Raw genomic sequence first — 14,398 nt, forward strand, 5'->3', positions numbered from 1 at the left:
CAGCACGGAAGTACCTGAGGTCGATGTTGGTGGTGGCCGTAGCATACAAAAAGCGCCGCAATTTAGGGTGCTTTTTATGTGTAGTAGTTCCGACTTGATCTGACAGGAAGTGTCAGATTAAGAAGTTCTGCTTTGCTATCCTATGCTGCCGGTCGGCCGGAATGTGTGAACGCCAACGGTGCAGCGAGAACGGACGACCAGGCATTTCAATCGACATGCTGCAGTCCGTCAAAACAAAACTGTCGTAGTACCATGGATTCGGGATTGCTTTGATAATTTCTCCGTGGCACGATATTCCGGCTCTATCATCAACTCTGCTGCCGTATTTCCCGGTTTTATAAATCGTAGGCAATCCCCGAGTTGGCACTACTTTGCGTACGTTCCGTTGCCGTGCACAGCGGTTCGCCGCCTCGCGTAATGGCGGCAGTTGTCCTGTTAATTGAACAGTAAAGTTCCACCAGTGGCACATCATCACCAACAACAATGAAAGGAAGTGCAATGCCATTTGCCGACTTGATGAATGACACAATCGACTTGCTGAAGTGCGATGGCACCAAAAAGACCGGACTGAAGGCTAGCGTTCAGCGAAGTAAAGTCTTCATGGACGCGAATGACATCCTAGTTGAGCCGCAGGACCTCATTATTCGCAGGATGTCCAACGGCGCGGAGGAGACCTATAGAGTGATTGATCCAGGATTTCACGAAGCTTTTCACGGGATCAAGGCACACTACCAAATGGAGGTCCATAAATTAGGCCTACCGGAGGCAAGAAGCGCCGTTCAAAGCATCACCTATAACATTACTGGCAACAACGCACGCATTAACCAGAACTCAATCGACAACTCGACCAACACTATACAGATTGATGCGCGGGCAATTCAATACGTTGAAGCCTTAAGAAAGGAGATCGATCAGTCGAGCCTTTCAAGTCCTGAGAAGGCAGAGGCCCACGAAATCATCGATGAGGTCGATAGTGCTTTTCGCTCTGGAAATCCGAAGAAATCCGTTGTGACTGTACTGCTGAGAGCACTTCCGCACGTTTCAAACATTGCGTCAATCACGTCTGCGATCGCTAGCTTGATCGGTGGCGGCGCATGAATCCGAATCCCTCTAGCGAGCGGGCAGCCGCAAGCCGGATTCGCCACCTTGCGGCTGCTGGACCTAGCGAACGTTAGCCATCATGCCATTCTCTGATATCGAACGAACGAACACCGCACCGAAGCACGCGGGAGAATCCAGTTTTCGCTTCTTGGATCGATCGGCTCATCCGCCGATAGATCGAGTTCGTACCTTTCTTTCGGAGGCGCTTAGTCGCTACCCAGTAGCGGAGCGTGACGAACTTGTGGCGCGTCTTCGGTCGGAGAACGAAACCCACTTCCGCTCAGCGACCTTCGAGGTCTTTCTTCACGAAGCATTAATCCGGCTTGGTTACCGCCTTTCTTCTCATCCTGATCTAGGTACAGGCGTACCTAAGCGCCCCGACTTTTTGGTCACGGACGCCGATGGGAGCGAGTTCGTTCTGGAGGCGGTGCTTGCGTCGGAGCGAGATGGGAAAAGCCCTGCCGCCGAAGCGATGAAGGAAACGGCACTCGGGTACCTCAATGAGACGCCGCATAATGCTTTCGTGGTTGATGTGGAGAGTGAAGGAGATCCCGCGTCGCAACCATCCGGAAAGATGCTTGCTCGTGACGTTCACGCTTGGCTAGGTACGCTCGAGCCGGATCCTCTTCGAGAGCGCTTGGTTTCTCACGGCTTGGATGCAATGCCGACCATGACGTGGACGCATGAGGCGTGGGAAGTGACGCTGAGAGCAATCCCGCTTGCTGCAGAGCGTCGGGGAAAGATTGCCCGGCTCATTGGGGCCTTAGGAGATGGAGCCAGGTGGGTGAACGCATGGGAGCCACTTCGCGACGCGGTGAAGAAGAAGGCGAATCGCTACGGAGAACTGACAAAGCCGTTCGTCATCGCTGTGAATGCGGACATCTTTCATCTCGACGAGATCGATGAAGTTCAAGCCTTGTACGGTGAGGAGTATTGGGCCGAAGTAATTGGTCAACCGGAAAGGAGTGGCCTCCGCCGCCGACCGAACGGTGCATGGCGTGGCCCCCATGGCCCGCAGAATCGCCGCGTCTCGGCGGTGTGGTTCTTCAATGACTTGACTCCGTACACTCTTGCGAATCGCCGAAGTACTCTGTACGTGAATCCCTGGGCAAACATTTCTCCGCCAGAGCGCCTCCAGAGAGTTCCCACAAGACGAGTCGAGGGAGAGGAGCTAGTGCAAATACCCGGTATCGATCTCGGTTCAATCTACGGCCTTCCCGCAGGGTGGCCCGAGTGAAAGCTAACAGGTTATCTCTAATGTTACCCGTTCGCCTCCGACTCGCCGAAGGCAAGGGTCGCGTCCGCTCTGAGATGCTCGGCCTTCGAGCGACAGCAATCAGTCTAACGCAGGCATTCGACGCATCCCATCCACCGTCTGCTCCTGCGTCTAAGCCGGGCCGGCTAGGTTTGATATTCGATCAAATCTGACAATGGCTGGAAGATAAAGTCTTAGGTACTACATTTTGTGCTTCGCCTCTTACTTCAAATATCACACGGAATTCACCGCGTCGCTAAATTGACCGAAAATGTGAGCAAATTGAGCTATTTTGACGACGGCAATTTAAATTGACATGTTCGTTGTGATTTTTGAGGTAAATTTTCAAGCAAGCTCATCTCCAACCGGCCCGCCTGATAGCACTGCATCACCATGACGTCTCAGTTCCTCTGCGGACTTATCATTCATCCCCTTCAAGAGTTCGCTCATGGTGTAACGCTTTCGCTTTCTCAATGAGAAGCTGCCTTTGGTCACAATATTCGCAGAATGCTTCTTGGCTTTCTTGTTACGTGATTTCTTTGGCATACCACTCCCATTTACGCTAAGTTCTGCTTCAGCACAGCTCCACCTCGTAAAATTCGCCGCCACTACGTAGTGCTGCTCATGTGAAACAAAACTGAATTATGCTTCGCACCACAATTAGATTGTGAGTGGAAAGACTTTCAACAATAGTACCCGCTGTCCGCCTCCGAGGATAATGCCGGGCGCCGGTCCCTCGTTCTAGAATCTCATCCAAATCCGGAGTGGTTAATGTGCTCCCGGAAATTCGCGCCTATACGCCCCTAACTTTGCAAGCAAATTAAAGCGTCCCCTGTTTCCTCTCCGTAGTTGCAAACTAGATACTAAAAGACCTGTATAAATATATAGGTTTTATTCAATTTTGTGCTTGAAAGAAATGGATACTTGACTAAAATTGGCACTCAGTAGGCGGGAGTGCTAAATATTTCCCGAATGAAAAAATGGGGCGCTAATAGTGATTTTTGAAAAAATTCCCCTATATATAGTTCCCGTAAGGAACTATTTAATAGAACGATTTTCTTAAGTCTGTAGAAACTTTCCAAAATTTAACTTTTTGATAAAGGCATATCATGAAACCCGAGATAATTTTCTTCCCAGTTGATAACGGTGATATGACTCTTATTAAATTGGAAAGCGAGCGTCGTATTCTCCTCGACATCAATATCCGGCAAGCCAACGATGACATTGTTGATGTTGCAACGAAATTAAGGAAAGAATTAAAGACGGATGCTAATGATCGGCCATATGTCGATGTGATGGTGTTGAGTCATCCTGATCAAGACCATTGCCGTGGATTCCAGGAGCATTTCCATGTTGGTCCGATTGAAGATTATTGCGACAAAGATAATCCAAAAAAGATCATTATTCGGGAAATGTGGTCTTCCCCTTTGGTATTTAGGCGCTCGAGCAAGAAGGACCATACATTATCCGACGACGCGCAGGCGTGGAATAAAGAAGCTCGGCGACGCGTGAACCTGCATAAAGAAAAAAAGACAATTGGCGCAGATGGCAATCGAATCCTGATTCTGGGCGAAGACGTGGATGGCAAAACGGACGACATTCCAGCCATCGTCCTCAAAACCGGATCATCCGTAAGCACGGTCTGTGGTGAACAGCAAAGCAATTTCAAAGCACTTCTTTTGGCGCCGCTGAAATCGAACGACGAGGACGAAGAAGAAGTATTGAGCAAGAACGAGTCAAGCGTAATTATGAATTATGCAATTGGCTATGGGCGGGAACCCGAGGCCGTTAAATTCTTGTCAGGAGGAGATGCAGAGGTCGCAATCTGGGAAAAATTGTGGAAAGCCCATAAAGGGAATGTCAAAGTCCTGCAATATAACTTGCTGATGACTCCACACCATTGCTCGTGGCATACATTATCCTGGGATAGCTGGAGCGAACTCCGGAGAAAAGCGGTTGTAAGCCAAGACGCACGCAATGCTATCGGCCAAGCCTTGGCAGGTGCCACGATCGTGGCCAGTTCTAAGGCGATAAAAGATGACGATAATGATCCTCCTTGCATTCGCGCCAAGGAGGAATATGAATCGATCATCAACGATACGAAAGTGAAGGGCGAATTCTGGAACACGGCTACTTATCCGTCATCGGCCAATCCAGACCTGCTGCGATTTGAAGTATCCGAGGGCGGTCTGAAAAAAGTGAAAACGCGATCAAGCGACGCTGGAGCAGTCGTAGGCGGCGGTATCATTGGGTCTCAGCCGTTAAGCCATGGCTAACCCTGAGGATAGCCATGAATATTTATATCCAAGATGCCATTGAAGTTATCAAGTCGCATCCTCGGATACGTAGTGTAGAAGTGCGCGAGGCTGCAGACGGCAAAAGCACAATAGCCGCTGCAGTTTTTGATACTAACCTTCCTTCTACCTGGCGGGCAAACGGCGCCAGCCCGACTGGAGTTCGACCGGAAGAAGAAGTCGAAATCTTATTCCCTGCTGATTTCCCCAAGACGGCCCCCATTCCTACATTGCGGCCTGATTTCAATTCCAGCCTGCCGCATATCAATGCACATCGAGCGGGAGATAGGGTTCCGCCTTGCGTTTTCAGTGACAGTATATTGGAGCTGCTGCATTCGGATGGTGTATTGCGTTTGGTCGAGCAGATTGTCAACTGGCTGGATGATGCAGCCGAAAACACCTTGGTTAAAAACAAGGACGGCTGGGAGCCGACGCGTCGGTACAGGAATGTTGATTTGCTGATGCTTGATACGGAAGCCATAGCAAAACACAGGCCTAAGCGAGGTGGACTTCAAATTTATGATGCCAGCATTGTCTGGAGTCGTTCAAAAAGGGAGTCATATGGAAATGCAGAAAACGTCAGGGTGAAATCCGTCTTTTACGGAATGGATCTACGTAGCATATGCGAAAAATTTGAATATCGAAGGGATACTGCGGCAGGCAAGACATTACTGGCGATATGCTGGCCAGAGGCTGATTACGATGGAAATTGCCCCGCAATCGATGAGTATCGTCCGGATTCGGTGCGTACATATGCCGACCTGCTGAATCGATCTCGTGAATATAAATGTGAACAAGCGTTGGCGCTGTTCATAAAGTATTTCAATCAAGCAGCAAAAGATCTACCTTTGAGGGGACATCTTCCCATATATATTGCCTTGGCTGTCAAACGACCAATGCGATTACTCGGGATGATGACTGACTATGAATTACTGGCATATCGATTAGATCCACGCATCCCTGAGGAAATCGATTCCAATTCAATGATGCCTGCCTCAACGGTCACCATGATCGAACCTGTATCTGCTTCATTATTAAGACGAACCTCTGGGCTCAAGGAAACGGATCAAGGACTCATTGTGACTCATGTCGGTTGCGGAAGTCTCGGATCCAAGATCATTCTGCATACAGCAAGGGCGGGTTATCAAACAAGACTTATCGTTGATGACACCTACTTCGCTGCGCATAATTCAGCACGGCATGTTCTGCATCCGTTGAATGCCATGACGCTTGAATCAAAAACCATTCAAGTTGCGCAACTGGTCGCTCAATATACAGGCTCCCATCCCTTCACCTATGAAGGTAAAGTGCAGGATCTGCCTATGCAGGATCAAAATGCGAAACTAGCCCTAGATTCGCCCAATAGCATCGTGGTAAATACAACTGGATCTACAGTAGTGCGCCAGTACCTTGCGAGCAGCGATATCAGCGCAAGGGTGGTCGAAGGTTGTGCCATGAATTTGGGAGAAATTGGGGTAATGTCAATAGAAGGAAGCGAAAGAAATCCTTCTACTGTTGACCTTATCTCAATGGCATATGAAGTACTCAGGCAATCCGAATTATTGACGGTTCCAGACAATACCAATACCAATCTGCTTCGTATTGGCGTTGGATGCAATTCTGTAACCTTGCCTATGTCCGATGCTCGTATTTCCCTGATTGCGAGCGGTATTGGCCAGGCCTTGTTGACAATGCATCAGGAGGGTGTTCCGCCAGATGGAAAGTTATCGGTTGCGCGAGTGCTTCAGGACGGAATGTCCATTCTTTGGCACCATTTTGAAGTCGGCAAAACAAGACTGGCGAACCTTACCGATACGGGCGGATGGTCAGTCAGAGTGCTGGACGCGGCACATCGGAAAATTGCGGAAGAAGTCAATCGTTATCAAAAGGTTGAAACCGGCGGCGTCATCGTCGGAAGAATTTCAGCACTGACAAGAGAGGTATTTATCACTGATGTGATTGAAGCTCCGCGAGACAGCAAACGAACTCCAGCGCAATTCATACTGGGGACTGAAGGATTAACAGAACGAATTAGGCAATACGAAATGTCTGGCAAAGGGGTGCTATGGTGCCTAGGCACCTGGCATAGCCATATCGGCGCTTTTGGACCATCTTTAATCGATATTGATACAGCTGATTCGTTGCAAGGAAAGTTAAAGGAAGCCGCAGTCCTATTGATACATCGGCCTGATGGATATAGTGCAGTCATTCGCAAGTGACGTCATTGTGGATGTGGTCCGCTTGAGTTTAACAGTCAGATATGAATATTAATTTCGAAAAATTCTACAAATTAGTCGATCCTTACGATCTGAGGGCAAGGCTATTTCCTGCATTGCTGGCGCTGGTGCCTGCCTTTGTTCTGATCGTATGCGTCTACGGGGAAAAGGCAACCTTAGGCTCGGCACTCATTACGATACCGGCTAGCTGCGGCTGTTTGTTCTGGTTGGCCCGGGTAGCGCGAAATGCCGGCATATCGATACAAAAGAAACAATGGGCGCGATGGGGTGGTTCGCCTACTTTTATTTACCTGCGCTATTCCAATTTGGAAGTGATTAATGATCCGGTTACGAAGGAACGCTATCACCAGGTTATGGCTGCTGGAATCAATAAAAAGTTTCCATCTCCCGAGGAAGAGAAAAATGACCCACTTGAGGCCGACAATTTATACCGTTCAGGCGTGAACTGGCTCAAGGAGCAGACTCGGGATACGAAAAAATACGCCCATTTATTCAAAGAGAACATTGCATACGGCTTTCACAGAAATGCCCTTGGTATCAAACCGGTTGCCATCTGTATAGCACTGGCTTGCCTAATTATTGCCTTAATTTGGACCGGCGTGATTTCCGCCAAGGCCCCATATTTTCAGTTAGACAAGATAAGCGGCCTTACATTTCCCCATACGTTCTCGATTTTGTTTTCACTCGCTGCATTACTGCTTTGGATATTTTCCATAAATCTCGAAAGCGTAGATAAAGCATCGCTGGCATATTCGGAAAGGTTGCTGCAGTCATGTGAAGGAATGACTAAGCCAATTCCAAAAAAGAGAACAACGAAAGCATCGAAAGAAGTGGAGAAAGCGGCATAGGAAGGATCTTAGTACGGTGCCGGGGGGCACTCCTTCTCGTAGTCAACTGGTGAATCTGGTGAACTCATGTTACGCAACTTACGCCACCTCCAATGTATCCGGATTCCTATTTCGACTGAGATCAGATGGACAGTTCGCATGAATTTGTCCATTTTTTTTTAATTTCGATGGACACGTGAAATCTGTCAGGGAATCGATTTCACGGCGCAAATGGATGTCCATTTGTTGAAAACTCACACCTCCCTACGGTTTCGATTACGAAGTGTGGCTGCTGGAGCAAAACCTCCGCGCTACCGGCTATGTACGCCCGGATCGTCGCGCCTCGCTGAAGAATGAACGCCTCGACGCGTTCGTGCCCGGCTTCGGCAATGTTGTCGAACGATGTCGCGCGTGGCTGCGCGATCGTATCGTGGCAGCCTTGCCGGACAAGGAATATGCAGGCGTGATTGTCGCCCTCGTGATCGGCGATCAGCGCGCCATCGGCCAGTCGGACTGGAAGGTATTCAACCGGACCGGCATCGGGCACCTGGTGTCGATCTCCGGTTTGCATATCACCATGGTCGCCGGCCTGTTTGCGGCCCTTACGGCTGCGTTGTGGCGCCGGTCGTTCTTCACGCAAGCGCAGTTGCCGCTACTCCTGCCGGCACAGAAAGTCGCGGCCGTGACGGGTGCCGCAACCGCCTTGCTGTATGTGCTGCTGGCCGGCTTCGGCGTGCCGGCGCAACGCACGCTCTACATGCTCGCTGTCGTGGCTGCGGCGCTCTGGTTCGGGCGCATAACCCGCGTTTCGCATGTGCTGTGTGCTGCGCTCGCCATCGTTGTCTTGCTCGATCCGTGGGCGGTGCTGTGGCCGGGTTTCTGGCTGTCCTTCGGTGCGGTGGCCACCATCCTGTACGCATCCGTGGGGCGCGCCCACCAGCATGTTGCGGGTCTGGAGGGGCGGGAGAGGTGGCTGGCAATGCTGGCCGGCGCGACGCAAACGCAGTACGTGGTCACCCTCGGACTGGTGCCGCTGACCGTGCTGTTGTTCGGCCAGATATCGCTGATCAGTCCTGTTGCAAATGCGATTGCGATTCCGCTGGTGAGTCTTCTGGTGACGCCGCTCGCACTGCTGGGCAGCGTGCTTCCCGCACCACTGACCGCATGGGTGCTGGAATTGGCACACTTGCTCGTGGAGTGGCTGGCGCTCGCGCTGCAATGGATGAGCGGGTTTTCCTTCGCCGTCTGGACAGCGCCCATCCCTGCCTGGTGGGCTTTCCTCGCCGCGCTGCTCGGCACCTTGTGGCTGCTCGCGCCCGCGGGATGGCCTGCGCGCTGGCTTGGGCTTGTCGGTCTGTTCCCTATTTTCCTGAACGTCGCGGCGCATCCGCGCAAAGGGGAAATGTGGGTGACGGCGTTCGACATCGGGCAGGGCATGGCGCTGCTGGTGGAAACGCCGCATCGCCGTCTGCTGTATGACACCGGCCCTGCCTATTCCACGGACTCGGATGGCGGAAGCCGTGTCATCCTTCCCTACCTGAAGGCGCGTGGCATATCGAAACTGGATCTGATGATCGTGTCCCACAGTGACAACGACCATTCCGGTGGTGCTGCTTCCATACTCGACGAAATCGATGTCGACTCCGTATCGACTTCCCTCCCTTCGGGCCATACGGCACTGGCGCATGCCCGCAATCCGGAACGGTGCGAGGCAGGGCAGCAGTGGACATGGGACGGCGTCCGCTTCGACATGCTGCATCCCGCCGCAGAAAGTTATGAGATCGCGGGCCTGAAGCCGAACGCCCGCAGTTGCACCCTGAAGGTCACCATCGGCGCGCAATCCATCCTGTTGCCGGGCGACATCGAGGCGGGGCAGGAGGCGGACCTGATCGAGAATGAGCGCGAACAACTGCCCGCCACGGTTTTGCTCGCGCCGCACCATGGCAGCGGCACGTCGTCCACGCCGCGCTTTCTCAATGTGGTCAAACCGGAGATTGCGCTATTCCAGGTCGGCTATCGGAACCGCTATCGTCATCCGAAAGCCGAGGTGTTTGAACGCTATCGGCAGCTGGGGATCAGGCGCATTCGCAGCGACGATGCCGGCGCTGTCACCTTGCACTTCGGCCGGAGCCTGAAGGTGGAGGAGTATCGCGACGCGCATGCGCGGTATTGGTACGATCGCCAGGACGCCGTGGAATAGGCGGTACGCATCCACAGCCGTATTCGCATTACAATGCGGATCAATTTTTCGAATCCGGCGGCAGGGGCCGCTGGCAATTGCGCCGCGACATGAGCTCTTCCATCATCCATTTCGTACACGCGAACAGTTTCCCGACGGGGACCTATCGCGTCTTTTTCGACCACCTGAAGAAGCATTTCGAGGTCGATGCGCTGGCCATGCACGCGCACGATCCCGCTTACCCCGTGACTAATGGCTGGCTTGAACTTGCACAGGAGCTGATCGATGCATTGGCAGCGCGTCATCGCGAGCCGGTCAACCTCGTGGGCCATTCGATGGGCGGCATGCTCAGCCTGATGGCGGCCAAGGCAAGGCCCGACCTCGTCCGCTGTGTCGTGCTGCTGGATTCCCCGGTCGTGGCGGGTTGGCGAGCTGTCTTGCTGCGCGTGGCAAAACGTCTTGGGGTCGATAACAAGTTTTCGCCGGCGCAGTTTTCGGAGCGGCGCCGTAATGTGTGGCCGGATTCCGAGGCTGCCTACGCGCATTACGCGTCCAAGCCGATGTTCGCCATCTGGCCGCCGGAGGTTTTGCGCGACTACGTCGAACATGGCCTGGCGCCGCATCCGGAAGGCGTCACCCTGCGTTTTACGCGCGAGATCGAGACGAGGGTATACCGGACGCTGCCGCATGACATGGGCGCGATGGTGCGGCGCGGCTTCCCCGTTCCGGTTGGTTTCGTTGGCGGAGCGGATTCGGTGGAGTGCCGCCAGGCGGGGCTGGGTGCGACGCGCCGGCTGGTCGGCAGGCATTTCACCCTGGTGCCTGGCGGCCACCTGTTTCCGATGGAGTCGCCTGCAGTAGCCGCCAATGCCGTGCATGCGATGATCAAGTCACTGACCCGTTCCTGAGATCACCATGCACAATACCCACATCAGAAACCTTGCCTGCTGCATCCTGCTTGCCGCCTGCAAGGCGGCAGGTGCCGCGACGCTGGACGGGTTGCTCGCCGATTATCGGACCGTCAGCGCCGAAGGCCGGAGCACGCATGTCGTCGACATTGACAATGACTCCCTCCTGCTGAACAGGGACGATGGGTTTTACACGAGCGGCATGCGTTATACGTACACGAAGACGATGGAACGGGCCGGCGCTGCGACCACCTTCGGCTGGAGGTTCGGGCAGGAACTGTACACGGCTTCGGATATCAAGCTGCCGCCCCAGTTGGTCGGCCCGCCCGATCATCCCTATGCGGGATGGCTGTACGGCGGATTTTTCAGGGAGGTGTCGCGTGCGGACGGCACGCGCACACGATTTGGCATCGACCTCGGCTGCCTCGGCCCCTGCGCGGGCGGCGACTGGACGCAGACGACACTCCATCGCATCCTGCGTCAACCCCAGCCGCAGGGATGGAGCAAGCAGATGCGTAACGAACCCGGCGTGGTCCTTTATGCGGAAGTCGCGCCGGTGCGTTGGTCGCCCATGGCAAACACGGATATCAGCCCAAGCCTGAACGGTCGCTTTGGCAACATCTTTACCGATGTCGGTACCGGATTCGTGGCTCGCGCCGGGCAATTGAACATTTTGCCGGGGAAGCCCGCGTTTTACGGATTTTTGCGTGCCGATGCGCGTGCGGTCGCTTACAACGCAACATTGCAGGGCGGGTATTTTTCAAAGAACAATCCCCATACCGTGGACCCGAAGCGCTTCGTCGGCGAAGCGGAGGCCGGTGTTGCCTGGAATCGCGGTGCCTTCGGCGCGCGGATGTCGATCGTCCGGCGTAGCAACGAAATCCGGGAACTGGCGAATTCGATCGGCGCACAGAATTATCTTCGGCTGCAGTTTTCATACGCACCGTGATCATTCGGTTTTTCCGAATGCGGGACGTGAAAGGGGGCATAAAAATCCGGAAACAAGGCGAGGGCATTCCGGTTTGGGGTATAATTTGAATTTCCCGCACGTGCCGTCCGGCACATCTCAGCAATGACCAAGTTTGTATTCGTCACTGGCGGCGTTGTTTCATCCCTGGGCAAGGGGATTGCAGCCGCATCTCTCGCTGCGATCCTTGAATCGCGCGGCATCAAAGTCACCCTCATCAAGCTCGATCCCTATATCAACGTGGATCCCGGCACGATGAGCCCGTTCCAGCATGGCGAGGTGTTCGTCACCGATGACGGTGCCGAAACCGACCTCGACCTGGGGCACTACGAGCGCTTCATCACCGCGAAGATGAAGAAGCTCAACAACTTCACTACCGGCCAGATCTATGAATCCGTGATCCGCAAGGAGCGGCGCGGCGAGTATCTCGGCAAGACGGTGCAGGTGATTCCGCACATTACCAATGAAATCCAGGATTACATCCATCGCGGCGCCGAAGGCTTCGACGTGGCGCTGGTGGAGATCGGCGGCACCGTCGGCGATATCGAATCGCTGCCGTTCCTCGAAGCCGCGCGTCAGTTGAGCCTCCGCGCAGGCCGCAATGAGACGGCCTTCGTGCATCTGACGTTGGTGCCGTACATCGCGTCCGCCGGCGAACTCAAGACCAAGCCGACCCAGCACAGTGTGCAGAAGCTCCGCGAGATCGGTATCTCGCCGGACGCGCTGCTGTGTCGCGCCGACCGTCCCATTCCGGATGACGAGCGCGCCAAGATTTCGCTGTTCTCCAATGTGCCGGAAGATGCCGTCATTTCCGTCTGGGATGCCGACACGATCTACAAGATCCCGCAGATGCTGTACGACCAGGGGCTGGACAAGATCATTTGCGACAAGCTCGGCCTCTCGCCGAAGCCGGCCGACCTTTCGGTGTGGAACAAGCTGGTGTACGCACTTGAACATCCGAAGGCCGAGGTCACCATCGGCATGGTCGGCAAATATGTCGACCTCACCGAGTCGTACAAGTCGCTGACGGAAGCGCTGCGCCATGCAGGCATCCACACCGAGAGCCGCGTCAACATCGAATACATCGACTCCGAGGAAATCGAAGCCAAGGGCGTCGGCAGCCTCGAAAAATACGATGCCATCCTGGTTCCCGGCGGCTTCGGCAAGCGTGGCGTGGAAGGCAAGATCGCCGCCGCGAAGTATGCGCGCGAACATAAGGTGCCGTATCTCGGCATCTGCCTCGGCATGCAGGTCGCGCTGATCGAATTCGCGCGCAACAGGGCAGGGCTGGCGAATGCCAACTCCACCGAGTTCAACCCCGAGACCGAACACCCGGTGGTCGCTCTCATCACCGAGTGGCAGAGCCACGACGGCAAGATCGAAAAGCGCGACGCCAATTCCGACCTCGGCGGCACGATGCGCCTCGGCGCGCAGACCTGCCCAGTCAAGTCGGGCACACTCGCAGCAGAGATTTACGGCGACAAGGTGACCGAGCGTCATCGTCATCGCTACGAAGCCAATAACCATTACCTCGACCGCGTGGAAGAAGCGGGCCTGGTTGTGTCGGCGCGCACACCGAATGAGGGTCTGTGCGAAATCATGGAGCTGCCGCGCTCCGGCGATAATGCGCATCCGTGGTTTGTCGGTGTGCAATACCATCCGGAATTCAAGTCGACGCCGCGTGACGGCCATCCCTTGTTCATCTCCTTCATCAAGGCTGCGCTGGCGCACAAGCGCGCGTCGTCCGAGAGGAAAGCGGCATGAAGCTGTGCGGTTTCGAAGCCGGTCTCGACCGGCCGTTCTTCCTTATCGCCGGCCCCTGCGTGATCGAATCGCAGCAAATGGCGCTCGATACCGCCGGCCGCCTGAAGGAGATCACCACCGAACTCGGCATTCCCTTCATCTACAAATCTTCCTTCGACAAGGCCAACCGCTCGTCGGGCACTTCCTTCCGCGGCCTTGGGATGGACAAGGGCCTGGAAATCCTGGCCCTCGTGAAAAAGCAGATAGACGTGCCGGTACTGACCGACCTGCACGAAATCGATGAAATCAAGCCGGTAGCGGCGGTCGTCGACGTGTTGCAGACGCCGGCGTTCCTGTGCCGTCAGACTGATTTCATTCGCGCCTGCGCCCAGTCGGGCAAACCGGTCAACATCAAGAAGGGGCAGTTCCTTGCACCGGGCGACATGAAGAATGTCATCGAGAAGGCGCGTGAGGCGGCGCGCGAAGCCGGTCTTGAACAGGACAACTTCATGGCCTGCGAACGCGGCGTCTCGTTCGGCTACAACAACCTCGTGTCGGACATGCGCTCGCTCGCGATCATGCGCGAGACCGGATGCCCGGTCGTGTTCGATGCCACGCATTCGGTGCAATTGCCCGGCGGACAGGGCACGTCATCAGGCGGCCAGCGCGAGTTCGTGCCGGTGCTGGCGCGTGCGGCTGTCGCAGTCGGCATCTCCGGCCTGTTCATGGAAACCCACCCGAATCCTGCGGAAGCGAAATCCGACGGCCCCAATGCGGTCCCGCTCGGCCGCATGAAGGAATTGCTCGCGACGCTGGTCGACCTGGACCGCGTGGTGAAAAAGGCGGGTTTCCTGGAAACCGATTTTTCTTGATCGGTTTTGCGGTAT

At 54.5% G+C, this 14,398-nt stretch carries 11 protein-coding genes and 1 pseudogene; 10 read left to right on the top strand and 2 right to left on the bottom strand.

The genetic code is table 11. The features are described from left to right. Nucleotides 1-112: 112 nt before the first annotated feature. The gene (locus VJ698_RS22645; RefSeq protein WP_324105085.1) at nucleotides 113-505 is read right to left on the bottom strand and encodes a hypothetical protein; all 393 of its coding nucleotides are present in this window, start codon (nucleotides 503-505) and stop codon (nucleotides 113-115) included. Between VJ698_RS22645 and VJ698_RS22650 the strand changes: the two genes are divergently transcribed. Both VJ698_RS22650 and VJ698_RS22655 read left to right on the top strand, forming a co-directional pair. Next, nucleotides 499-1,098 carry a hypothetical protein gene (locus tag VJ698_RS22650; RefSeq protein ID WP_324105086.1) on the top strand — a complete coding sequence of 200 codons (600 nt, stop codon included), beginning with the start codon at nucleotides 499-501 and terminating at the stop codon, nucleotides 1,096-1,098. The genes VJ698_RS22645 and VJ698_RS22650 overlap by 7 nt on opposite strands. 82 nt (nucleotides 1,099-1,180) lie before the next feature. Beyond that, nucleotides 1,181-2,338, top strand: coding sequence for a hypothetical protein (locus tag VJ698_RS22655; RefSeq protein ID WP_324105087.1), 1,158 nt, complete (start codon nucleotides 1,181-1,183; stop codon nucleotides 2,336-2,338). A 363-nt stretch (nucleotides 2,339-2,701) separates the two neighbouring features. On the opposite strand, the gene VJ698_RS22660 is transcribed toward VJ698_RS22655, so the two are convergent. Next, a complete protein-coding gene (locus tag VJ698_RS22660; RefSeq protein WP_324105088.1) occupies nucleotides 2,702-2,902 on the bottom strand; it encodes a hypothetical protein in 201 nt (66 codons plus the stop codon). Between the two features lie 563 nt (nucleotides 2,903-3,465). Between VJ698_RS22660 and VJ698_RS22665 the strand changes: the two genes are divergently transcribed. The 8 genes and pseudogenes from VJ698_RS22665 to kdsA all read left to right on the top strand — a co-directional run bounded on the left by VJ698_RS22665 (nucleotide 3,466) and on the right by kdsA (nucleotide 14,383). Then, nucleotides 3,466-4,632, top strand: coding sequence for a metallohydrolase (locus tag VJ698_RS22665; protein WP_324105089.1), 1,167 nt, complete (start codon nucleotides 3,466-3,468; stop codon nucleotides 4,630-4,632). Nucleotides 4,633-4,646: 14 nt separating this feature from the next. Beyond that, the gene (locus tag VJ698_RS22670) at nucleotides 4,647-6,869 is read left to right on the top strand and encodes a hypothetical protein (RefSeq protein WP_324105090.1); all 2,223 of its coding nucleotides are present in this window, start codon (nucleotides 4,647-4,649) and stop codon (nucleotides 6,867-6,869) included. A 41-nt stretch (nucleotides 6,870-6,910) separates the two neighbouring features. Beyond that, on the top strand, nucleotides 6,911-7,735 hold the full coding sequence (locus tag VJ698_RS22675) for a hypothetical protein (RefSeq protein WP_324105091.1): 825 nt from the start codon (nucleotides 6,911-6,913) through the stop codon (nucleotides 7,733-7,735). A gap of 241 nt (nucleotides 7,736-7,976) precedes the next feature. After that, a pseudogene (locus VJ698_RS22680) lies at nucleotides 7,977-9,914 on the top strand (DNA internalization-related competence protein ComEC/Rec2); the annotation flags it as partial. An 89-nt stretch (nucleotides 9,915-10,003) separates the two neighbouring features. Further along, a complete protein-coding gene (locus VJ698_RS22685; protein ID WP_324105092.1) occupies nucleotides 10,004-10,801 on the top strand; it encodes an alpha/beta hydrolase in 798 nt (265 codons plus the stop codon). A 7-nt stretch (nucleotides 10,802-10,808) separates the two neighbouring features. After that, nucleotides 10,809-11,750: a lipid A deacylase LpxR family protein gene (locus VJ698_RS22690; protein WP_324105093.1), complete on the top strand. Its 942-nt coding sequence runs from the start codon at nucleotides 10,809-10,811 to the stop codon at nucleotides 11,748-11,750. Nucleotides 11,751-11,873: 123 nt separating this feature from the next. Continuing rightward, complete coding sequence (locus VJ698_RS22695; protein ID WP_324105094.1) at nucleotides 11,874-13,532, top strand: CTP synthase; 1,659 nt, start codon at nucleotides 11,874-11,876, stop codon at nucleotides 13,530-13,532. Continuing rightward, nucleotides 13,529-14,383 carry a 3-deoxy-8-phosphooctulonate synthase gene (gene kdsA / locus VJ698_RS22700; protein ID WP_324105095.1) on the top strand — a complete coding sequence of 285 codons (855 nt, stop codon included), beginning with the start codon at nucleotides 13,529-13,531 and terminating at the stop codon, nucleotides 14,381-14,383. The genes VJ698_RS22695 and kdsA overlap by 4 nt, the downstream gene beginning before the upstream one ends. Nucleotides 14,384-14,398: the final 15 nt, after the last annotated feature.

It is taken from the genome of Noviherbaspirillum sp. (assembly GCF_035254685.1).
Taxonomy (GTDB): Bacteria; Pseudomonadota; Gammaproteobacteria; order Burkholderiales; family Burkholderiaceae_D; genus Noviherbaspirillum.